The organism is Aquirufa sp. ROCK-SH2 (assembly GCF_054558315.1).
In genome coordinates, this window is sequence record NZ_JBPXKB010000001.1 from 701,679 (window position 1) to 724,288 (window position 22,610).

At 34.2% G+C, this 22,610-nt stretch carries 22 protein-coding genes and 1 other RNA gene; 13 read left to right on the top strand and 10 right to left on the bottom strand.

Annotated elements, in window-relative coordinates; all coding sequences use genetic code 11:
• The first annotated feature begins 59 nt into the window (after positions 1 to 59).
• Positions 60 to 791: a DUF3822 family protein gene (locus V7S79_RS03055; RefSeq protein ID WP_459489080.1), complete on the top strand. Its 732-nt coding sequence runs from the start codon at positions 60 to 62 to the stop codon at positions 789 to 791.
• Entirely contained in the window at positions 788 to 1,249 is a 462-nt protein-coding gene (gene coaD / locus V7S79_RS03060; RefSeq protein ID WP_459489081.1) for a pantetheine-phosphate adenylyltransferase, read from the top strand. The genes V7S79_RS03055 and coaD overlap by 4 nt, the downstream gene beginning before the upstream one ends.
• Here the strand turns inward: coaD and V7S79_RS03065 are convergent.
• Positions 1,246 to 1,923: an NUDIX hydrolase gene (locus tag V7S79_RS03065; RefSeq protein ID WP_459489082.1), complete on the bottom strand. Its 678-nt coding sequence runs from the start codon at positions 1,921 to 1,923 to the stop codon at positions 1,246 to 1,248. The two genes, coaD and V7S79_RS03065, sit on opposite strands and share 4 nt — an antisense overlap.
• A 99-nt stretch (positions 1,924 to 2,022) precedes the next feature.
• Between V7S79_RS03065 and pyrE the strand changes: the two genes are divergently transcribed.
• Positions 2,023 to 2,661: an orotate phosphoribosyltransferase gene (gene pyrE, locus V7S79_RS03070; protein WP_459489083.1), complete on the top strand. Its 639-nt coding sequence runs from the start codon at positions 2,023 to 2,025 to the stop codon at positions 2,659 to 2,661.
• A 1-nt stretch (position 2,662) separates the two neighbouring features.
• On the opposite strand, the gene dprA is transcribed toward pyrE, so the two are convergent.
• Both dprA and V7S79_RS03080 read right to left on the bottom strand, forming a co-directional pair.
• Entirely contained in the window at positions 2,663 to 3,775 is a 1,113-nt protein-coding gene (gene dprA / locus V7S79_RS03075) for a DNA-processing protein DprA (protein WP_459489084.1), read from the bottom strand.
• A 31-nt stretch (positions 3,776 to 3,806) separates the two neighbouring features.
• A complete protein-coding gene (locus V7S79_RS03080; protein WP_459489085.1) occupies positions 3,807 to 4,133 on the bottom strand; it encodes a MerR family transcriptional regulator in 327 nt (108 codons plus the stop codon).
• A 128-nt stretch (positions 4,134 to 4,261) separates the two neighbouring features.
• Here V7S79_RS03080 and alaS point away from each other — a divergent pair, with 128 nt between their 5' ends.
• From alaS to V7S79_RS03100, 4 genes are read left to right on the top strand one after another with little or no spacing between them, the layout of a single operon-like run.
• On the top strand, positions 4,262 to 6,898 hold the full coding sequence (alaS, locus tag V7S79_RS03085; RefSeq protein ID WP_459489086.1) for an alanine--tRNA ligase: 2,637 nt from the start codon (positions 4,262 to 4,264) through the stop codon (positions 6,896 to 6,898).
• Positions 6,899 to 7,876, top strand: coding sequence for an aminodeoxychorismate synthase component I (locus tag V7S79_RS03090; RefSeq protein WP_459489087.1), 978 nt, complete (start codon positions 6,899 to 6,901; stop codon positions 7,874 to 7,876). It abuts the gene before it with no gap.
• 1 nt (position 7,877) lies between these two features.
• Positions 7,878 to 8,477 (top strand): aminotransferase class IV, encoded by a 600-nt coding sequence (locus V7S79_RS03095; protein WP_459489088.1) that lies wholly within the window; start codon positions 7,878 to 7,880, stop codon positions 8,475 to 8,477.
• Positions 8,478 to 8,494: 17 nt separating this feature from the next.
• Positions 8,495 to 9,925 (top strand): ATP-dependent DNA helicase, encoded by a 1,431-nt coding sequence (locus tag V7S79_RS03100; RefSeq protein WP_459489089.1) that lies wholly within the window; start codon positions 8,495 to 8,497, stop codon positions 9,923 to 9,925.
• On the opposite strand, the gene V7S79_RS03105 is transcribed toward V7S79_RS03100, so the two are convergent.
• Positions 9,926 to 10,405 carry a MarR family winged helix-turn-helix transcriptional regulator gene (locus tag V7S79_RS03105; RefSeq protein WP_459489090.1) on the bottom strand — a complete coding sequence of 160 codons (480 nt, stop codon included), beginning with the start codon at positions 10,403 to 10,405 and terminating at the stop codon, positions 9,926 to 9,928.
• 106 nt (positions 10,406 to 10,511) lie between these two features.
• On the opposite strand from V7S79_RS03105, the gene V7S79_RS03110 reads away from it, so the two are divergent.
• From V7S79_RS03110 to V7S79_RS03120, 3 genes are read left to right on the top strand one after another with little or no spacing between them, the layout of a single operon-like run.
• Positions 10,512 to 11,540, top strand: a complete 1,029-nt coding sequence (locus V7S79_RS03110) for an HlyD family secretion protein (protein WP_459489091.1) — start codon at positions 10,512 to 10,514, stop codon at positions 11,538 to 11,540.
• A 5-nt stretch (positions 11,541 to 11,545) separates the two neighbouring features.
• Positions 11,546 to 13,129 carry a DHA2 family efflux MFS transporter permease subunit gene (locus V7S79_RS03115; RefSeq protein WP_459489092.1) on the top strand — a complete coding sequence of 528 codons (1,584 nt, stop codon included), beginning with the start codon at positions 11,546 to 11,548 and terminating at the stop codon, positions 13,127 to 13,129.
• A 2-nt stretch (positions 13,130 to 13,131) separates the two neighbouring features.
• Entirely contained in the window at positions 13,132 to 14,439 is a 1,308-nt protein-coding gene (locus V7S79_RS03120) for a TolC family protein (RefSeq protein ID WP_459489093.1), read from the top strand.
• Between the two features lie 66 nt (positions 14,440 to 14,505).
• Here the strand turns inward: V7S79_RS03120 and ald are convergent, their stop codons facing one another.
• Positions 14,506 to 15,591: an alanine dehydrogenase gene (ald, locus tag V7S79_RS03125; protein WP_459489094.1), complete on the bottom strand. Its 1,086-nt coding sequence runs from the start codon at positions 15,589 to 15,591 to the stop codon at positions 14,506 to 14,508.
• Positions 15,592 to 15,817: 226 nt separating this feature from the next.
• Between ald and V7S79_RS03130 the strand changes: the two genes are divergently transcribed.
• From V7S79_RS03130 to V7S79_RS03140, 3 genes are all read left to right on the top strand, one after another.
• The gene (locus tag V7S79_RS03130) at positions 15,818 to 16,282 is read left to right on the top strand and encodes an Lrp/AsnC family transcriptional regulator (protein WP_459489095.1); all 465 of its coding nucleotides are present in this window, start codon (positions 15,818 to 15,820) and stop codon (positions 16,280 to 16,282) included.
• 120 nt (positions 16,283 to 16,402) lie between these two features.
• Positions 16,403 to 16,771, top strand: a transfer-messenger RNA (tmRNA) gene (gene ssrA, locus V7S79_RS03135).
• Between the two features lie 109 nt (positions 16,772 to 16,880).
• Positions 16,881 to 17,849, top strand: a complete 969-nt coding sequence (locus V7S79_RS03140) for a 3-keto-disaccharide hydrolase (protein WP_459489096.1) — start codon at positions 16,881 to 16,883, stop codon at positions 17,847 to 17,849.
• Positions 17,850 to 17,936: 87 nt separating this feature from the next.
• On the opposite strand, the gene V7S79_RS03145 is transcribed toward V7S79_RS03140, so the two are convergent.
• Genes V7S79_RS03145 through rsmI form a run of 5 tightly spaced genes read right to left on the bottom strand, consistent with a single transcriptional unit; the run spans position 17,937 to position 22,270 of the window.
• On the bottom strand, positions 17,937 to 19,040 hold the full coding sequence (locus tag V7S79_RS03145; protein ID WP_459489097.1) for a glycoside hydrolase family 88/105 protein: 1,104 nt from the start codon (positions 19,038 to 19,040) through the stop codon (positions 17,937 to 17,939).
• Between the two features lie 35 nt (positions 19,041 to 19,075).
• Positions 19,076 to 19,390, bottom strand: coding sequence for an L-rhamnose mutarotase (gene rhaM / locus V7S79_RS03150; protein WP_459489098.1), 315 nt, complete (start codon positions 19,388 to 19,390; stop codon positions 19,076 to 19,078).
• Between the two features lie 45 nt (positions 19,391 to 19,435).
• On the bottom strand, positions 19,436 to 20,467 hold the full coding sequence (locus tag V7S79_RS03155) for a threonine aldolase family protein (protein ID WP_459489099.1): 1,032 nt from the start codon (positions 20,465 to 20,467) through the stop codon (positions 19,436 to 19,438).
• Between the two features lies 1 nt (position 20,468).
• A complete protein-coding gene (locus tag V7S79_RS03160; protein WP_459489100.1) occupies positions 20,469 to 21,599 on the bottom strand; it encodes a lipoprotein N-acyltransferase Lnb domain-containing protein in 1,131 nt (376 codons plus the stop codon).
• Positions 21,599 to 22,270: a 16S rRNA (cytidine(1402)-2'-O)-methyltransferase gene (gene rsmI / locus V7S79_RS03165; RefSeq protein ID WP_459489101.1), complete on the bottom strand. Its 672-nt coding sequence runs from the start codon at positions 22,268 to 22,270 to the stop codon at positions 21,599 to 21,601. Before rsmI ends, V7S79_RS03160 begins: the two co-directional genes overlap by 1 nt.
• Positions 22,271 to 22,610: the final 340 nt, after the last annotated feature.

Below are 22,610 nucleotides of genomic sequence, written 5' to 3' on the forward strand. Positions count from 1 at the left end.
ATATTCCATTCCCATATTTTTTTTGCAATTTCATACTTTGTTGAAAATATAATTTCATTTTGCAAGAAAATTTATCCTCATTTGAACAGTCAAAAAAGCATCATTTGTTCTTTAAAGCAACAAATGAAGGGATTTGTTATTCTAAAAAAAGTACAAAATGGCAAGATGAGGTTTTAGAAAATCAAGCTTTGTTAAATTGGGATAAAATTGATCAATTCGACCAATTTTTAGCAGAAAATGAAATAAACAAACAATTTGTTTTTGATATCACGATTGAAATAATCAATTCTTCCTTTCTATTATTACCAAATGAATTCAATTCGCCGCTTTATCAATTGAGTTTTTTAGAAAAAGCATTGGGTTCAAAAGAAACAATTGGTAAGGAATTGCATGAGCAAATCTGCAGTAAAGAAGAATCAATTTTGCTTTTTTTAGTAAAAAGTGATTGGAAAGACATTTTTTCATTTAAATTCCCTTTAGCAAAAATCCACTATGAGCATATTTTTGCTAATCTAATAAATTCACACAATCGGTTTTTGCGAAGTCAATTGAATATTTATTTAATGAATCAGTGGGCATTTATCATTTGTCGAAAAAATGGCAAATTACAAATCGCTAATGCATTTGAATACCATTCAAGCATTGAATTGGCATTTTATATACATTCTATTAGAGAATCTTTTGAACTTGTTTGGAATAACGATTTAATTCAAATTGCAGGCCCTGAAGCAAATAATATCTCTCTCGTTGAGTCTTTACAAGCCTTAAAGATTCCAATTTCCATAAAATGAAAACAAAAAAAACGGCCTTTTTCCCAGGTTCCTTTGATCCTTTCACGAAAGGACATGAAGATATTGTTTTAAGAGCTTTGGCTCTATTTGATGAAATTATCATTGGTATTGGTCAAAACTCTAGCAAAGCAAGGTATTTCCCTTTAGACAAAATGGAAAAGTACATCGCAAAAACGTTTGAAGGAAAGCCTGTAAAAGTAGTAACCTATCAAAATTTAACAGCAACTGTAGCAAAAGAGGTAGGTGCAAAATTTATTATCAGAGGATTAAGAAATACCACAGATTTTGAATATGAAAACTCTATTTCACAAGTAAATAGACATATCAATGGTGAATTAGAAACTGTTTTTTTGATTACATCGCCCCATTTAGCGCCAATCAGCTCTACTATTATCCGCGACTTACATCGTTATGGAACGAGTATTGATGAATATTTACCTTATCAATTAGAAGACTAAAGCAATTCAAAATTTTGAATGACATGACGAATAGAACTGTAAGTATTCGTTAAGCATTTGTTCATTTCCTTTTTTGACAACCATTCCACTTTTTCAATACCTTCCTCTTTTTGTGGAATTAATCGTTCTGTGGAATTTGTAGACATCAAATACCATTTGGTTTTCTTAAGAATTCTTTGGTCCTTTTGAGAATAAGTATGATAAGTGGTACAAAGTTTATGTTTTAATTCTGCTCTAACATTACATTCTTCTTCCACTTCTCTAACCGCGGCCTTTTTAAATTTTTCAAATTTCTCCAATTTGCCTTTGGGCAAGTCCCATTTGCCAAAACGGTAAATCCAAAGTAATTTATTTTCGTTGTTAAGAACTACTCCACCAGCCGCTTCAATGACTGTGTAGAGTGAACATATTTTATTTTTAAATTCTTTGATGTCCTTTACTAAAATATATAGAGAATTAAAATTGAGCGATTTTTTGGAATGTAAATGATTAAACAATTTCTCTAATTGATCTAAACTTAAATTAATCAAACAAGTGTGTCCTTTAAAATTCTCTAGTTTAAGTGTCTCCAAACGAGCATCCACAATTAAATCAAAATCCTCATCATGTACTAAAGGTTTTTTCTTAGAAACACTAATAATTCGAATCGGGCGATCGTCAATAAATAATACCATTCGGGATTTTTTCAATAAATTAGGCAAAAATAGAATTAATTACTGAAAGATAATTCGAATAGACTATTTTTGTAAGGATTATTCAACAAATACATCAAAATGGAAAACATTACAATCTCACAAGAAGTAGCCAATCATTTATTAAACATCAAAGCCATCCAATTAAGACCTGATGAACCTTTCAAATGGGCTTCTGGATGGAACTCCCCTATTTATTGCGACAATCGCATCTCATTGTCCTTTCCAGAAGTTAGAACTTACATCAAAAATTGTTTATCTGCCGCTGTCAAAGCTTATTATCCGCAAGTAGATTGTATTGCAGGCGTTGCAACAGCGGGAATTGCGCAAGGCGCGTTAGTAGCCGATTATCTAGACTTACCTTTTTGCTATGTACGACCTGAACCAAAAAAACATGGTATGGGAAATCAAATTGAAGGTAAAGTTACCAAAGGCCAAAAAGTAGTTTTAATTGAGGATTTAATCAGTACTGGAGGTAGTAGTTTAAAAGCCGCAGAAGCGCTTATTAATGAAGGAATTGAAGTTTTAGGTATGGTTGCCATCTTTTCTTATGGATTTGAAATTGCAGATCAAAATTTTAAAAATGCCGGTATTCCATTTTATACCTTATCGAATTATGATTCTTTGATTGAAGAGGCTGTCAAATTAAATTATGTGACAGAATCTCAATTAGTTACCTTACAGGATTGGAGAGTAAATCCATCTGAATGGAGAAAATAAATTAATTCAGTTTATATCGGTGACCTGGAATAGCTTTTATTACACCTTGAAATTCCAAATTCAACATGATAAAAGCTATTTCAGACACAGATTTTTGAACTTTCCATGCCAATTCATCCAAAGGGAGTTCGCCATTTTGACGCAATTGAGATAAAATTGTCGATTCTAATTCCGTAAAACGATCATAATTAAATTCCATTAATTTAGTTTGATTCGCAGAAGTAGTTTGACTCCAATTTAAATGTTGAGCTAAACTTTCCCAATTGGTATAAATATTTGCTTGATGTTTGGCAATAAGTTGATTACAGCCCTCTGAAAATGTTTTATCTAAATTTCCTGGGACAGCAAAAACTTCTCTGTGATAATTATTGGCATATTCGGCAGTGATAAGCGCTCCGCCTTTTTTAGCTGCCTCTACCACAATAGTAGCATCAGTCATTCCTGCAATAATTCGATTCCGAAGCGGAAAATACCTTGAATCCGGTTTTTCATGAATGGGATGCTCGGAAATCAATGCACCCAAATCCATAATTTTATCAATGTATTTCTTGTGTTCATAAGGATAAATAAAATCAAAGCCACCTGCCAAAACAGCAATATTGGGAATATTATTTTCGATACAATATTGATGCATACTAATATCAATTCCATAAGCTAAACCACTGACAAAGACCACATTTTGAACTTTTGATTGCAGAACTAATTCCTTGGTAACTTTTTTTCCATATTCTGTAGCTTTACGTGTACCAACCACAGCTAGCATTTTAGCATGATTTAATTCATTGACTCCTTTGGAATATAATAACAATGGAGAATCATATAAATACTTTAAACGACTAGGATAAGAATCATCTAAATAGAAATTCACATCAACTCCATTTTTCTGACAATTTAGATAAATCTCTTCGGCAAGAATTCGATAAGATTTATGATGAATTTCTTGACTGATTGTTCTAGAAATATTCGGTATTTTCTCTAAATATTTTGCATTGGATTGAAAAATTGCTTCTGCAGAACCAACATAGGAGATTAATCTACGAGCACGAATATCACCCAATTGAGGAATTAAAGTAAGTGCTATTTGTAAAATTTTGTTTTGATCAGTGGGAGGCATTATATTGAATTTATTGCCCCAAGGTATTAAATTATTCCCCTAAATCATTGCGAATAACTTGTAAAAAATCACGAATTTCAGTTAGTTGATAAATTAAGCTATTATTTTCATTTTTAGGTACACCTTTGTTGTTAATTGCTAATTTTGCACCTTCAATGGTTAATCCTTTTTTATCGATTAAATCCACTAACACCTGTATTTTCTCAATATCAGAAGGAGTATATTTTCGAATACCACTGGATCTTCTTTTAGGCACTAAATGAGGGAATTGCGTTTCCCAATACCTGATTTTAGAAGTTTTGATTCCAAATAAATTGGCAACTTCAGAAATTAAATAATATTGCTTGTCGAATTCCATACCAAAGAATTAAAATAATGAAAGCTCCAAAATCAAGAATTCAGATAAAATACACTAATTTTGTACTCCATTTGCTTAAAAACAAATAGGAATAATCAAATTTACCCATTTTTTTCAAACTTTACCCAATGACCTCACCGGAGATCCGCCAGAAGTTTTTAGATTTTTTTAAATCAAAAGGACACCTTATCGTACCTTCAGCACCATTAGTGGCTAAGAATGACCCTACCCTATTATTTAATAATTCAGGTATGGCTCAATTTAAAGACTTTTTCTTAGGAAATGGGACTCCACCTTCTAATAGAATAGCAGATACTCAAAAGTGCTTAAGGGTTTCTGGAAAACACAATGATCTTGAAGATGTAGGATTTGACACCTATCATCATACAATGTTCGAAATGTTAGGTAACTGGTCATTTGGGGATTATTTCAAAAAAGAGGCATTAACCTGGTCTTGGGAGTTATTAACCGAAGTTTTTCAATTACCCAAGGATCGAATTTATGTGTCTGTTTTTGAAGGTAATGAACAAGATGGTGTACCATTTGATCAAGAAGCCTTTGACATTTGGAAAAATATAGTTGGTGAAGACCGAATTATTTTTGGAAATAAAAAGGATAATTTCTGGGAAATGGGTGAAACTGGGCCTTGTGGGCCTTGTTCAGAAATACATATTGATTTAAGAAATCAGGATGAAGTTGATAAAATTCCTGGAAAATCATTGGTAAATGCCGACCACCCTCAAGTGGTAGAAATTTGGAACAATGTGTTTATGCAGTTTGAAAGAATGGCGGATGGCTCTTTGGTTCCATTGCCTTCCAAACACGTAGATACGGGAATGGGCTTTGAGCGTCTTTGCATGGCGATTCAAGGCAAACAATCGAATTATGATACCGATGTTTTTCAAGGAACTATTCAATTCATCGCTGAAAAATGTGGTAAAAAATACGGAGAAGAAAAATGGGCTGATATTTCTTTGCGAGTAATTGCGGATCATATCCGTGCTATTGCTTTTTGCATTGCAGATAGTCAATTACCTTCAAATGCCAAAGCTGGATACGTTATTCGTAGAATTTTACGCCGTGCTGTTAGGTACGGATATACCTATTTAGGCTTCAAAGAGCCCTTTTTACATAGCATTGTACCACTTTTAGCACAACAATTCAAAGGTGTTTTTGATGAATTAATTTCACAAGAAGCTTTTGTAGCAAAGGTTATTTATGAAGAAGAGATTTCCTTTTTAAGAACGCTTTCTACTGGTCTAATTCGTTTGGACAAATTAATGGAAGCGAGTAAAGCAAAAAACCAAAGCATTCTTTCTGGAGATGATGTGTTCGAATTAAACGATACGTATGGGTTCCCTGTTGATTTAACTGCTCTAATTGCTCGAGAAAATGGAATGGATATTGATGAGCCTGGATTTAACAAAGCTTTATTGGAGCAAAAAACACGTTCCAGAAAAGACGCAGGTGCAAGTGCGGAAGATTGGGTAATTGTACGTGAAAGCGATGAAGTGAAGTTTGTAGGTTATGATGAAAATCAAACGATTACTCAAATTACCAAATATCAAAAAGTTCAAAACAAGGCTGGAATTCAATACAAAGTTATTTTAGAAACTACTCCTTTTTATGCTGAATCTGGTGGACAAGTGGGTGATACAGGTACATTGTACTTCAAAAAATCAGGAATAAGTATTCAAATTTTGGATACCAAAAAAGAAAATGATTTAATCGTTCATTGGGTTTCTGATTCGAAAATTGAGCAAGTAGCCAATGAAGATGAAATTATTGCTCAAATAGACTCATTGAGGAGAAGAGCCATTACTCATAATCACAGCTCTACTCACTTAATGCAAGCTGCTTTACAAGAGGTATTAGGTTCTCATGTGGCGCAAAAAGGTAGTTTAGTAAATGAAGAAATATTACGTTTCGATTTCTCGCACTTCCAAAAAGTAAGTAATGAAGAAATCAAGCAAATTGAAGAAATTGTTAACCGAAAAATTGCAGCCAATATTCCATTGTTAGAGGAAAGAAATGTACCTATCGCTCAAGCAAAGGAAAAAGGGGCTATGGCCTTATTCGGCGAAAAATATGGCGATTTTGTTCGAGTAATTACCTTTGATAAAGAATTTTCTGTGGAATTATGTGGAGGAACGCACGTGCCTTCTACGGGTGAAATTGGCTTGTTTAAAATCATCTCAGAAAGCTCTGTTGCAACAGGTGTTCGAAGAATTGAGGCAATTACATCTCAAAAAGCCTATCAATTGTTGAGCGAGCAAGAAGCGCTTTTGGATCAAATCAATGAATTATTGAAATCACCAAAAGATATCATTAAAGCTCTATCTAGCATAATTGAAAACAATTCAACTTTACAAAAAAACATTCAGCAGTATCAATTAAAAGAAATTGGCCTATTAAAAACGGATTTATTAACTAAAATCGGTTCTCAAAATGGAGTCAACTTTTTAATTGAAAATGTTACAGTTCCAACGGCGGATGCTTTGAAAAATTTGGCATTTGAAATACAATCCTCTCAAGAAGATATTTTCTGTTTATTAACTTCGGAAATCGAAGGAAAAGCAAGTTTGGCTTTGGCAATTTCGAAATCTTTGGTTGACAATAAAGGATTCAATGCTGGACAAATCATTCGTGATTTAGCGAAAGAAGTACAAGGTGGCGGAGGTGGACAAGCATTTTTGGCAACCGCAGGTGGTCAAAATCCAGCAGGTATACCCAAAGTATTAGAGTTGGCTAAAAACTATTTATAAATGAAGCCTGAAATTCCTTTCATTAGCTTTGAACAGCTATATCCGCAATTGGATGAATGGGGAATTTCAGGTCAAGCATTTGTTTGCTTGATTGATTTTAAAGGCGAAAATGCTTGGGCAGGAAATTTAGTTGTTGCTGAACATTTGGGAATTAAATTTGCATTTGATCATTCACTACCAAAAAAGAAATCCGCAAATTATTCCTTTGATAAACATCCCATTGATTTTGAAAGTTACCAAAACAAATTTTTACAGGTTCAAAAGGAACTAAAAAGAGGCAATTCATTTTTGGTCAATTTAACTGCGGAAACTCCTATTTCTTGCAATTTGACCTTAGAACAAATATTTGAACACGCGGACGCCAATTACAAACTGCATATTCCTGAAACTTTAGTCGTTTTTTCTCCTGAATGTTTCATCAAAATAGATGAAAATCATCAAATTAGTTCATTTCCGATGAAAGGAACTAAAACGGTGACAGATACATCTAAAGAAGAACTCATAGCAGATGAGAAAGAACAAGCAGAACATGCCACAATCGTAGATTTGATTCGAAATGATTTAAGCAAAGTTGCCTTTCCCGTTAAAGTTGAAAAATACAAATACATTGATTCGATAAAAACCCACGAAGGAAATTTGCATCAAATGTCTTCTGCTATTCAAGGTGAAGTTTTACCCGAATTGAAAGGGAAAATTGGAAGTATTTTGAAGCAATTATTGCCAGCTGGTTCCATCAGCGGTGCACCTAAAGATCAAACTTTAAAAATCATTGAAGAAATAGAGAATTATGACCGTGGTTTTTACACTGGCATTTTAGGGTATTTTGATGGGAAAAAATTTGATTCAGGAGTACTAATCCGATTTATCGAAAAAAAAGGAGAGCAATTAATCTTTAAAAGTGGCGGTGGTATAACTGTATTTTCGGAGGCTGAAAAAGAATACAAAGAATTAATTCAAAAAGTTTATTTACCTTTTTAATATGTTTTCATTTCTAGAAACAGTCTTTATTGAAAATGGCCAAGCGCAACATTTGGATTATCACCAAATGAGGATGAATGAGGTATTTCAGGATTTTTATACGAATGAACCTATTTTGCAAATTGAAGAATACCTTAAAAGTATGAGTTTACCTGCAATTGGCAAATTTAGAGCAAGAATTGTTTATGAATCTCATTGGATAAAATCGGAAATTATTCCTTATCATGAAAAAAACATACTACGTTTAAAAACGATCGAATTAGGCGAATATGACTATACCTATAAATGGGAAGATCGAAGTTATTTTACAGAAGTTTTGATCCAAAATAAGGAAGTTGATGAGCTTGTTTTCACACAAAACGGCTTAGTCAAAGATTGCACCATCGCTAATTTGGCATTTTTAAAGGATTCCATTTGGTACACTCCCAAACATCCGATGTTAAATGGAACTACACGAAGACGCTTGATTGATGAAAATAAAATCCAAGAAATTGATATTTTCGAAGAAGATATAGCCTCTTATTCGCATATTTGCTTGATTAACGTATTTAGACCTTTGAGTAAAGAAAAATCGCTATTAGTTTCAGAGGCATTTTTGTAAATTTGAGTCTTACAAAAATGAATCCAAGCAAGAGTCCCTCCTTTTTATTGCATCAAAAATTCCCTTTTGAACCCACTCCTTCTCAGGTGGAGTTATTCAAAAAGTTAAATGATTTTATCATTAACACAAATGAATTTGATCCTTTGACTTTTATCATCAAAGGATATGCAGGAACTGGTAAAACAACCGTCATTTCGACCTTGATAAAAATACTTCCTAGCTTTGGATATAAAACACAATTATTAGCTCCCACTGGTAGAGCTGCCAAAGTGATGGCGAATTATGCCAAAAAGAAAGCATTTACGATTCACAAAAAAATTTATCGGCAAGTAAATAATCCCCATACGGGAAATTTGGCCTTTCAGCGAATGAATAATTATGCAACAAACACCATTTTTATTGTGGATGAAGCATCAATGATTACAGATGAAGCCGATTTTGGACAAAATAGTTTGCTGACAGATTTGATTGAATATGTATTCACAAACCCTGAAAATGGTCATACGGGAAATAAAATTATTTTTGTGGGTGATACAGCTCAATTACCACCTGTGGGTAAAACATTGTCGCCAGCCCTTTCTAAAGATTATATCAGCTCCGAATTTCATATCGAAGTTAAAGACCATGAATTAACGGATGTCATGCGTCAAGATCTTAATTCAGGAATTTTATATAATGCCACTTTAATTAGAAATTTACTTCTGGCACATTCGACAGAAATCAAATTTAATACCAAATCTTTCAAAGACTTTTTCAAAATGACAGGAGAAAAAGTGGAGGATGGAATGCAATATGCGTATAGAAAATTTGGTAAAGAAGATACTATACTATTAACGAGATCAAATAAAAGTACCGTAATTTTCAATGAATTTGTACGTAGAAATATTCTATACCAAGAAGATGAAATTTCGTCGGGAGATTTATTAATGATTGTCCGAAATAATTATCATTGGCTAGAGGAAGATTCTCCAGCTGGATTTTTAGCAAATGGAGACTTTGTGGAGGTAATGAAAATCAAAAAAGAGGAAGAAATCCATGGACACCGATTTATGCAAGTTACATTGCGTCTTTGCGACTACGAGGATCATCCTCCGATTGAAGCTAAGATATTGCTTGAGACTTTACATTCAGGAGAATCTGCTTTGAACAAGGAATCCAATAAAAAACTTTATGATTCAGTTTGTGAGGACTACCAACATATCCCTAAGAAAAAAGATCGAATGGAGGCCATTAAAAAAGACCCCTATTTGAATGCTTTGCAAGTTAAATTTGCTTATGCTTTAACTTGTCATAAATCGCAAGGAGGGCAGTGGAAAGCTGTTTTTGTAGATCAAGGATATTTAAAAGAAGAACAAATTGACCAAGAATATCTCAGATGGTTATATACTGCCATAACTCGTGCTACGCATGAATTATTTTTAGTCAATTTTCACGAACGATTTTTCTAATTATAATTTGGTACTACCAATGGTGTCGTTGAGTTTACCCCATCTTTGTTCAAGGTTATCCACCAAATCCACGAGCAAATGTTTTAAATTATCTAGTCGCTCCTCACCTAAAATTGTACTTACCTCTTGATCTAAATTTAGCCTTGATTGGTTTAAAACCTCCAAAAACTTAATTCCCTCCTCGGTTTTAGACACTAAAATAGCTCTTGAATCAGACGGATGCTTGCTGGTATTGATGAAATCTTTGGCGACCAATTCTTTGATAAGTACACTAACAGCTTGTTTGGACATTTCAATACATTTCACAACTTCAGAAACGGAGACAGGTTCTTCTTTTAAGTTCATCATCACCATAACATGGCCTATTTTGATATTTTCATAACCTTTCGATTTCAAAAACTCTGAATTTAGGTGTTTGATGAAACGATATGATCGAACTAAGAGTCGCGCAAGAATATATTTGGGATCAGTGCTTTTCAAAAAAATCTAAGTTTTGTGCAAAATTAAACAAAAAATAATAATTTTAGTCAACTTACTTGACAATATTTAAAAAGCTTTGTTACTTTGCACAACAAAAATTGAATCTATGTCGAAGCAGAAAAAACACTTACCCAAAATCATTTTAGGATTGATACTTATTATTGGTATCATTTATGGATTTAAAAAATATCAATATGTAAGCACTCACGAGGATACGGATAATGCTCAAATTGAAGCATACTTTGTGCCTGTTTTACCTAGAATTTCAGGGTATGTAAAAAGTGTTAATGTGAACGACTACGATGTAGTAAAAAAAGGCCAAGTACTTGTTGAAATAGATGTTGAAGAAGGAAAGTTAGCTTTAGAAGAATTAGAAGCGGATTTAGAACAAGCGAAAACAGAAGTAGAAAATGCAAAAGCGAACCTTTCCAGTTTTGAAAAAGGCATTCAAGCCCAAAAATCACAGGTAAATATCGCAAAGCAGCAAAAAGAAAAAACGCAGCGAGATCTAATTCATTATTCAGAACTAGAAAAAGAAAAAGCCATTACTCATCAGCAATATTTTGAGAATAAGGACTTAGCTGAATTGGCAGAAATAAAATTACAAGGTGCTATTGCTGAATTAAACAGCAGTCAATCTAAACAAGCTATTCTTTTGGCTGGATTACATCGAGCAGAAGCTTTAATTCAGATTAAAAAGGTAAAAATTGCACAACAAAAATTGAAATTAAGTTATGCCAATATTGTCGCTCCACAGAATGGAAAAATAGGCAAAAAAGCCGTTGAACCTGGACAATTCATCCAAGTTTCACAACCTTTGATGACTTTAGTAGATGATTCAAAATATTGGGTAGTTGCTAATTTTAAAGAAACTCAAGTTGGTAATTTAAAAATGGGAGGATACGTTGAACTTAAAATAGATGCATATCCAACAGAAAAATTAGAAGGAAAAATAGTTTCCATTTCTGAATCAACAGGTGCCAAGACCTCTTTACTACCTCCTGATAATTCTTCTGGGAACTTTGTCAAAGTTTCTCAAAGAGTTCCTGTCAAAATAGAAATTCAGAATTACGATAAAGTCAAACATTTATTGAAAGCAGGATTATCTCTTGAAGTTTCAGCATCCATAAAATAATACAAATGGCTCGTCCACAAGGATTTGCAAAATTTATTATCGTAATAACAACCATTACAGCCGCTGTCATGGAGTTGTTAGACACTACGATTGTCAATGTTGCATTGAATCAAATTTCTGGGGCACTGGGTGCAACCATTGAGGATATCGCTTGGGTGATTACAAGTTATGCCATTGCTAACGTAATAATTATTCCAATGACAGGCTTCCTGGGTGAATACTTTGGAAGAAAAAATTACTATTTAGGTTCCATGATTTTATTTGGCATTGCCTCTTATTTCTGCGGAACAAGTGAATCATTATGGGAATTGGTCTTTTGGCGATTCATTCAAGGAATCGGTGGTGGAGCATTATTATCCACTTCACAAGCCATACTATTCGATGCTTTCGAACCAGAGGAACGTCCAATGGCATCAGGTTTCTTTGGTATGGGAATTATTCTTGGACCTTCTTTAGGACCCGTATTGGGAGGTTATTTAATTGATAATTTTAAATGGTCTGATATTTTCTATGTCAATATTCCAATTTGTATTATTGCAAGTATTCTGACGATTGTTTACATAGAAAAAAAACCTGGTGAAGGAAGTAGCAGAAAGTCCATTAAAATAGATTATCCAGGAATATTACTACTCACCTTGGCGGTTGGAACATTACAATATGTTTTGGAAAAAGGTGAAGGTGAAGGTTGGTTTGATTCAAGAACAATTACTCTAAGTGCCATTGGATTTGTCATTGGAACAGCATTGTTTATTTGGAGGGAATTAACCACAGAACATCCCGTAGTAAATCTGAAAATATTTGGGAATCAAACCTTTACGATGAGTTCCATCTTCACTCTCGTTGGAGGTTTCGGATTATTTACTTCTGTATTTGTTTATCCCATTATGGTACAACGAATAAATGGTCTTACCCCTACTGAAACGGGTTTATCTTTGATGTATCCCACATTTTTAGGTGTATTGCTGTTTCCCTTGATTGGAAAATATCTTTCCAAAGGAGGAAAACCTTTACCATTTATGGCATCAGGCATAGTGATTTATATCATTTTTGGCTTTGTGGGTGGACAATCGACTTCCGATATGGGGAGATGGGATTTCTTTCCGATGCAGATGCTGCGAGTGATTGGGGTTGCATTTTTACAGATGCCCTTGATTAACCAAGCTGTAGCAGGTTTAAAACCTAATGAATTTGCTTCAGGAATTTCATTAACCAACATGATTAGACAATTGGGAGGCGCCTTTGGCATTGCCGTAGCCAATAATTATGCTACCCAAAGAGCAGCACAGCATAGAAATGATTTATTAGCAAATATCCAAACTGAAAACCCTTTGTTTCAAATGCGATGGAATGGAATAAGTCAAACCATTTTACAAAAAACTGGCGATGCATACCAAGCAAGCGCTGCAGCATTCAAAACCATTGATTTAGCTGTAACCAAGCAAGCTTATTATTTAGCTTATTTGGATACGTTCCGATTGGTTTCCATCATATTCATCTTAATATTTCCGTTTTTATTTTTAATCAAAACACCGAAAAAGAGTCAAGCAGAAATAGACAAAATAAATAAAGCGGCCGAAGAGGCACATTAATTATGACAAAATTTAAATTATTCATTTTATTAGCATTTGTATCTATTCAAGCAAATGCTCAGGAAAACAAAGAGTTATCATCTTTGATTCAAGGAATTTTACAATACTCTCCCAATTTGAAAAGTCAAAAAAACTTGTTGAAAATTGGCGAATACAAAACACAAATTCAAGAATCCTATGGAAAACCAAGTCTAGGAGCAGAAATTGGAGTGACCCGAGTGGATCCGGTTTCCAAAGCCAGTTTTGCATCACCAACTGGAACATCTGTTTTACAATTTCAACCCAATATGAATTATAATTCTCAATTTGTGGCAAGTCATACCTTGTATGATTGGGGAAAGAATGCTTTGGCAATTGAAAAAACAAGATTAGAAAGTAATCTAACCAAAGCTCAAATTGAACAACAAGAATTTAATTTAGGCTATCAAATTGCCAATCTATACTACCAAATTCAATACCTAAATAAAGTGTTGGAAGTTCAAAAATCGCAACATAGCCGCTTGGAAAATCAATATAATATCATTGTTAATCAAGTAAAATTAGGCGCGGCTTTGGAATATGATCAAATTAGCCAACAAGTTAGAGTTCAAAATCAACAGATAAAAATCATTGAGATTGAAAGTCAAATTAAACAATTAACCGATTATTTAAGTACACTTTTAGGACAAAATGCCTCGCAATACCTAAAAACAAGCACTTCTTTTAATCAATCAAATTTGGATGCCAAGCAAATGCAAATCAGTTCTAATTTAGAAATGGAACAATTGAGTGCTCAAGAAGCGATTGCAAAGAAAGAAATTGAATTGGCCCAAAGTGCTAATTTACCCTCTGTTTCTGGAATTGCGACTTTAGGAATCAGAAATGGTTATGTACCAAGAATCAATGGAGAAACCCCAAATTTTTCAGATGATTTCAAAGTCAACTCGATGGTTGGTTTGAAGTTAAATATCCCAATTTATTCTGGAAAAAGAGGTGCAACGCAAACAAATATCGCTAAAATTCAGCAAGAAAGAATACAATTGCAATTACAGGATACACAAGAAAAATTAAACAATGCATTTGAGCAAGCAAAGAGTAATCTTCAAACCAATGTTCAAAAATACGAGAGTCAAAAAAAGGTCGTAGAGCAATCAAAATATGCCTTAAAATTAGCTGAAAAGAAATACAAAGAGGGTTTTATCCGTAAAATTGAATTAGATCAAGTTCAAAATACGTTGGAGGAATCTGAATTAATATTTACTCAATATGGCTATTTGATAAAACTGAATCAATTAGAGTTATCAAAAATTCAAGGTTTGAAAATTTGGTAATTATCAAAGAAAAAGGCAATTGAAAAAATCAATTGCCTTTTATTAAAACAGGAAAACATTAATAAATTATAAATTAAACTCTAAGGCTAATTTGGGGTCTAACAATTGACCATTTTCGATGGTCAAACCACTTTTCAAAGCACTATTATTTTCACAAGCCGATTTCCAACCTTCATTGGCAATCAATTTAACATAGGGAAGAGTGGCTTGAGTTAATGCAGCAGTAGAAGTTTCTGGAACAGCACCAGGCATATTTGCCACACAATAGTGTAAGATATTATCTACAAAAAATACAGGATCTTGGTGAGTCGTTGGACGACAAGTTTCAATGCATCCTCCTTGGTCTACCGCCACATCTACAAGCACAGTACCTGGCGACATCTTTTTCAAATCTTCTTTTTTAATTAAATGTGGAGCTTTTGCACCATGTAACAATACTGCACCTATGATTAAATCCGTATGAGGAAAATGTTCTTGTATGGCAAACTGGGTAGAAAATTGTGTTGTTACATTGGCAGGCAATGTGTCGTTTAGGTATCTTAATCTTGTCAAATTTGTATCTAATATTGTTACATTTGCACCCAAACCCGCTGCCATTTTAGCGGCTTGTGTACCTACGACTCCCCCACCTAAAATTAAAACATTGGCAGGACGAACACCTGGTACACCTCCTAACATTTTCCCTTTACCACCTTGCGGCTTTGCTAAATAGAAAGCACCTACCTGAATTGCCATTCTACCAGCCACTTCAGACATAGGTGTAAGTAATGGCAAAGAATGATCAGGCAATTCAACTGTCTCATAAGCAATACATACAGCTTTAGATTGAATCATTGCTTGAGTTAATTCTTTTGAGGCGGCAAAATGAAAATAGGTAAATAAAATTTGACCAGGGCGTATCAAAGGAAATTCGGAGGCTAAAGGCTCTTTCACTTTGACAATCATATCAGCAATCTGATACACTTCTTTTGGATTGGGTAAAATAGTCGCACCAACAGATTGATAAATAGCATCTGGAAAGCCCGAACCTAAACCTGCATTTTGTTCAACAAATACTTGATGACCCTGTTTAATCAAAGAATCAACTCCCGCGGGAGTCATACCTACCCGAAATTCTAGGTTTTTAATTTCTTTTGGAATTCCAATTTTCATGATATTAGAAGTTTGATTGATGAGTGTAAAAAAAGAACGACCACCGAAAAAATTCGCTGGCCGTTACCTTTGATGAAGTATAATACTTTGCAAATATACCATATTGCAATAAAATATAGTGCAATTTGGTTAAAAATAAGAAATAAACACAAACATAATTATAATCGACAGTAATATTTTCTGTAAATTGGCATTTAAATACTGATTTACAGAAAATATTTTTGACATGAAATTGAATTTAGACACGTTAGATTATAAGATTTTAAAGATTATACAATCGAATAGTCAGATCACATTAAAGGAAATTGCATCAAAGGTTAATCTTTCATTAAGTCCAACGCACGACAGAATACGCAATATGGAGAATGAAGGCTACATATTAGGGCAAGTTGCTTTATTGAATAGGAAAAAATTGAATTTAGGACTTTTGGTACATTGCCAAGTTACTTTGGAGAAACAAAACCGAAAGAATTTCAAAGAATTTGAGGAGGCGATTAGAGATTTTCCTGAAGTGATTTCTTGTCATTTGGTTTCAGGGAACTTTGATTATTATTTAAATGTTGTTAGTGCTGATGTAGAAAGTTATAATAAGTTTTATCAAGAAAAATTAGCGGTATTACCATCTGTAGCACACATTAATAGTTTATTTGTGATGGATGAAATTAAACAGACTACGGAATTACCGATATAAAGTATGAATTATAAGTTATGAGTTATGAATAATGGATTTTGAAATGTAATTTTGAGAATGATTTTGAAATATAAGTTGAAAAAAAATCTTCATTCATAATTCATACATCATAATTAATTTGGGGTCGACCGGTTTTGACAGCTTAAGTAGATCGGTTGTAAGCACGTCGGGAGTTGTAGGCATTTCCTGTTTAAAAAACCTTCGAAACACAACTGGCAATACTTCGTATGCCATGGCTGCTTAGTCTGATAGACTAACCAAGTGCCATCGTTCAGCCTCTTCCAAACTCTGCCGAGGAGGGCATCTGAGCGTCGACATGCAGAGTCGACAAGTAGAATTTCTCTAACTACTTGTTAGTATCCAGAGGATAAGTTAAAAATGTGGTTGGTTGCTGACCTGTTTTTGATCGAAAATTAAGAGCAAATAAACGTGTAGAAAGCTGCTGGTTTCTAGGTTTGGACGAGGGTTCGAATCCCTCCGACTCCACAAAACCCCAAGATTTACTTCTTGGGGTTTTTCATTTTTAAATGAAATACGGAATCATCATAGCATAATTCAATGTTTTATTTATCTTTGAAGATTATCAAAACAATTAATTATGAAAAACACTTACGTTAAGAGCTCTCCATTTATTAAAGGAGCATCCTTGTTATTAGTAACAATTTTGTTAGCTAATTATTCATCCAATGCCCAGCAAAAATATGGCCCAAAACCAGTTGAAGGTCGTTGGGATATCACCATCAATGCAGGTACAAAAAAATCACCTTCTTGGTTAGAAATTAGTCATTCAGGTTTAAAAACTTTCGTTGGACACTTTGTTGGCGATGGTGGAAGTGCTAGACCCATCTCTAAAATCAACGTAACAGATAATAAAATCTCCTTCTCTATTCCTCCACAATGGGAGGCTTCTGAAACTGATTTACAAGTTGAAGGTACTCTTTCAGGGGATCAAATCACTGGAACCATGACGACTCCAAGAGGTCAAACTTATACTTGGGTCGGTGTGCGTGCTCCTAAATTAATTTCATTGAATGAACCTACTTGGGGAAAAGCCATCAAAATATTTAATGGAAAAGATTTAACGGGTTGGGAAGCTATGGGATCTACCAATCAGTGGATTGTCAAGGACGGTGTTTTGACTAGCCCAAAGTCTGGTTCAAACATTCGTACTACAGATACCTTCAAGGACTTTAAATTACACATAGAATTCCGTTATCCAGAAGATAGCAACAGTGGTGTGTATTTACGTGGCCGTTATGAGGTGCAAGTTTCAGATAGTTACGGAATGGAGCCTTTGAAAGATCAGTTAGGCGCTTTGTATGGATTTATTAAACCAATAGTTAATCCAGCTAAAAAAGCAGGTGAATGGCAAAGTTATGATATTACCTTGGTAGGTCGTTTGGTAACTGTAGTTTGTAATGGTATTACCATCATCAACAAACAAGAAATTCCAGGCATTACAGGTGGAGCTATCGACAGTAATGAAGGAGAAGCAGGTCCTATCATGATTCAAGGTGATCATGGTCCTGTTGAATATAGAAATATTGTGTTAACTCCAGGGAAATAGTTTTTTTTAGGTAATAGTTAAAAGGTAATAGGTAAAAGAGTAGAAGGCGCGTTTACCTTTTACCTTTTACCTATTACCTATTACCTTTTATCTATTACCTACTTCGTTCATCCTAACCGTCTCCACTCCTGCCAATAAAAAACAACCTAATCCAAAATCTTCAAAATCAGGTACTGAATCGTAAGTAACGGGTTGTGAATCTTTAGGTTCTTTTCCTGTACCTTGTACATAGCCTAAAAATCCATTTTGATGTACGGTTGGTAATAGAGCTGCCCAAGTAGTGTTGATTAAATTCTTATACTTTTTGGCAGGTAAAAGGCCATGATTAACGCCCCAGGCTAAACCATATACAAAAAGTGCTGTACCTGTAACTTCTGGACCACCAAAATTCGACTCATCTTTTAAACTAACATTCCAAAAACCATCTGCTCTCTGTAAAGGTAAAATGGCTTTAGTCATAGCTAAATAATCTTCTACATACTCTTGCCTGTGAGGAGCATTTTTTGGCATGGTTTCTAAAGTTCTAACCAATGCAGCATACACCCAGCCATTTCCACGTGCCCAATAACAATTTTGTCCATTAGGTTCTTTATAGGGTGGCACAAAGGCTTTATCTCTCCACCATAAGGCTTCTGCCCTATTGTATAATCCATTTTGCCCATGTTTATTTTTGGTATATGCATATAAATCATACATTTTTTCATAGTACTTCGGTTCATTAAACATCGTACCCAAGCGCGAAAACACAGGCATTCCCATTTGCAAACAATCTACCCAAGACCAATCATCTGCTTTTTCCGTCAAAAGCATATTGTCTATATTTTCTTTGATAGGCTTAATTCTTGCGGAATCTTTATTCATCAAAAACAAATCTATATAAACTTGACCACAAGCTTGATTGTCAGCATTTCGAGTTTTTATCGCTCCATCTCTCAATCCCCAATGATGATATTCACCCCAATCGACCATGTATTTTAAATCTTCCGCTTTCGGGTCTATTTTATATAATTCCATCAAACCTTCATAAAATACCGCACGTGTCCAAATATTGGAAGGTCTGATACGATCAGGTCTTGGTATCATTTTACCCACTTCTGGCCATTTTTGTTGAAAATAAGATTTTGCTAAATGCATTTTTTGCAAAGCAGCATTTTTGTCAAATTGGGCGAATAACATGTTTGGAAATAACATAACCAAAACACATTTTATCAATACATTTTTCATAGTTAAGCTAAATAAAACATAGGATCTAAATCGACAGAAACAGGGGAATTATCTGGATTACCTAACATAATATCTTTCATATAGGCCCACCAATTTTTCATTACTTCCTTTTCAGGTAAGCTATCCAAAAGTGATAAATCTTCCGATTCTAAATAAGCAAACAAAATAGAAGTTTCTCGATCGAGAAAAATGGAATAATTACAAATGCCAACCTCTTTTAATAGTTGAGAAAGTTCAGGCCAAATATCATCGTGCCTGCGAAGATATTCGACTTCATTTCCCGGAATCAAAAACATTTTAAACGCTTTCCTTTGCATAAGTTTAAATTTATTACAAAAGAAAGTTTGGGCTATATTCTACTATTATACTGATTGAATTTGTTTTTCAAATGCTTCTAATTGCTGGTCATCAAAATTTAGATGTGTCACAAAACGAATAAATCCAATACCAAATGGAGCGCATTTAATTCCTTGTTGAGCTAATTTTTGTACTTGCTCTGATGCATTGATTCCCTCTTTTAACTGAACAATGACAATATTGGTTGATACTGGTAAAATATCCGAGACCCAATTTAATTTGGAACAGATTGAAGCTATATTCTTAGCGCGTTGATGATCATCTTTTAATCTCAAAACATGATTATCCAAGGCATAAATGCCCGCAGCAGCTAAAAGTCCAGCCTGACGCCAACCACCACCTAAACGCTTACGTATTCTTTTGGCCTTTTTAATAAATGACTCAGAACCTAAAAGCACAGAACCAATGGGTGCACCTAATCCTTTGGATAAACAAACAGAAATACTATCAAACCATTGGCCAAATTGCAAAGGTGTTTGACCACTTTCTGTCATAGCATTAAAAATTCGAGCGCCATCCAAATGTAGTGGTATGGATTTTGATCGACAATATTGAGAAATTTCCGTCAATGATTCGCTGGAATAAAAACTTCCTCCTCCTTTATTAACCGTATTTTCCAAACTAACTAAAGCACTTTCACAGGCATGAATATCATCTGGAGAAATAGCCAATTCAATTTGAGCCTTACTTAATCTGCCTAAATCACCTTTAAGCAATTTAACAGAAGCCCCAGCATTCGCCATAATACCGCCACCTTCATATAAATAGATATGTGATAATTCATCACATATCACTTCTTGCCCTTTAGAAACATGTGCGCTTATGGCTATTTGATTCGTCATTGTACCTGAGGCACAAAAAAGAGCTGCCGGCATTCCAAACAATTGTGCGACTTTCTTTTCCAATGCTAAAACGCTTGGATCTTCTCCAAACACATCATCACCCAAAGGAGCAGTTAACATAGCCTCTTTCATTCCTTGAGTTGGCATAGTAAATGTATCGCTGCGAAGTTCTATATTCATCTTATTCTTATCCATACTACTTTCTTATACTTAAAAAATACAATCGAATCATGATGGGTGCTCCAATCAAAAACAATCCCCAGAAATAGAAGCTAGCCAAAACGAAGCCAAGTGATGAAATAATAAATACTATTTTTAGATATTTCTTCCAAAGAGTTGAAGCAGAATTTTTAGCAAACCAAAAAACGGCAGGAAAATTCAGTGGAAATAGCATCAATGTTGAGGCATTCCAAGCCATTACTTCATGATCTGTACAAGTTGCTAAAAAGAAAATTAACCAAGAAAACACACCATAGATAGAAAATAAGAAATAATCCAATTGGGCTAAGTATTTCCACTTTTTCAACGAAAGCAGCAATAATAAACAAGCAAGTCCTCCTAAAATAAAAATGGGGCCAGTAAAATCAATCGAATTTTTGACAGATAATGGAGCTTCATACAATGGAATATTGGAACTAACCAATGGTGTGTCACCATTTTTGGCAAAATTTAATGCATAAAATAAATTATCTGGAAGATAACAAGACTGATTGGCATCTGCTTTAACTTCGGACCTGGCACCTAAGGCCAAATTCATTCCAAATGTAACCCAATTATTGAATGGTAAATATTTATTCATCCATTGCCTGTAAGACAAATTTTGTAAGGAATCTAATTTACCCCATGGGACAGAAATAGCTTTCTCTTTTACAAAAATATCCCTGATTCGGGACGAACAATTGTCATAAAAGAATTTGTATTGATATTCTTTATTTTGAGGCAACAAATTAGTCTCCAATCGATTATAAATCGAATTTCTTTGCGTCAAATCAAGATTCAACTTTTGAGCATATAAACTTCGATGTTCGTAATTGGCATAATAATCTGCCACTTGATCAAAAGGATTATAAGAAATCGTATAAGGCAAAGTTCCTTTCAAAAATTTCCAATAAAAATTTTCAGTTCCAAAATCGAATGTACCATAACTGTAAGCCTTATCAATTCCCATGATTGGGTCTTGAATGACAATCATACTGTGACCAAATTTGCTATATAACTCTGTACCAGGTGCAACAGTGACCAACGAAATACTCGACTGTTCACTTAATTGTGCTTGCAGATATAACGAATGAACTAAGAGTAAAATTAATAGATATACTTTTTTCATTATTTTCCTTCAATTACAACAACCATTTCACCTCTTACTTTATCTGGATTTGTTTGAAATTGCAATAAGACTTCTGATGCTGAGCCTCTATGCATTTGCTCATGTAGTTTTGTGATTTCTCTAGCGACCAACACCTTTCTTTCAGCGCCAATAAATTCAATTATTTGTTCCAAAGTCTTTATTATTCTGTGCGGCGACTCATATAAAACAATGGAACGCTCCTCTTCAGCAAGATTTTTAAAACGAGTTTGACGGCCCTTTTTGTGAGGTAAAAATCCTTCAAACACAAATCGATCTGTTGGAAAACCTGAATTCACGAGCGCTGGTACAAAAGCTGTGGCACCCGGTAAACTTTCAATTTCAATTCCTTTTTCTAAACAAGCTTTAACCAATAAATAGCCTGGATCTGAAATTCCAGGAGTTCCAGCATCGGAAACCAAAGCCAATTTTTTACCCGCTTCCAACATTTTAATAACACCTTGCACTCCTGCATGTTCATTGTGGGAATGATGAGCATACAATGGCTTAGAAATCTCTAAATGCTTCAACAATTTACCCGTATTTCGAGTATCCTCTGCTAAAACAGCATCCACTTCACTTAAAATACGAATTGCGCGTAATGTGATATCTTCTAAATTACCGATTGGGGTTGGAACAAGGAAAAGCTTCATGAACAAAAATAATTATTAATTATTATTTATCAGCTATTATTTAGGTAAAAGGATGAGGTTTGATGTATGATGTATGATGTAAGAGGTAAGACCCGATGGCTGAGCGGAGTCGAAGCCAGAGGGTGTAAGAGGATCATGTCCGAAATCTGTGTGATAAATATTTTAAGCAATTAAGATTGAGGTAAGATTTTTTTAAACATTAAGGCATTAAGAATCATTAAGACTATTTTTCTCAATTTTCTTATCAACTCATATACTTCTTACCTCTTACTGAATTAGGCCCTAAAACTTTTGGGATAGACATTTTGTCCATACAACTAAGTCGATCTAAATAAGAAAA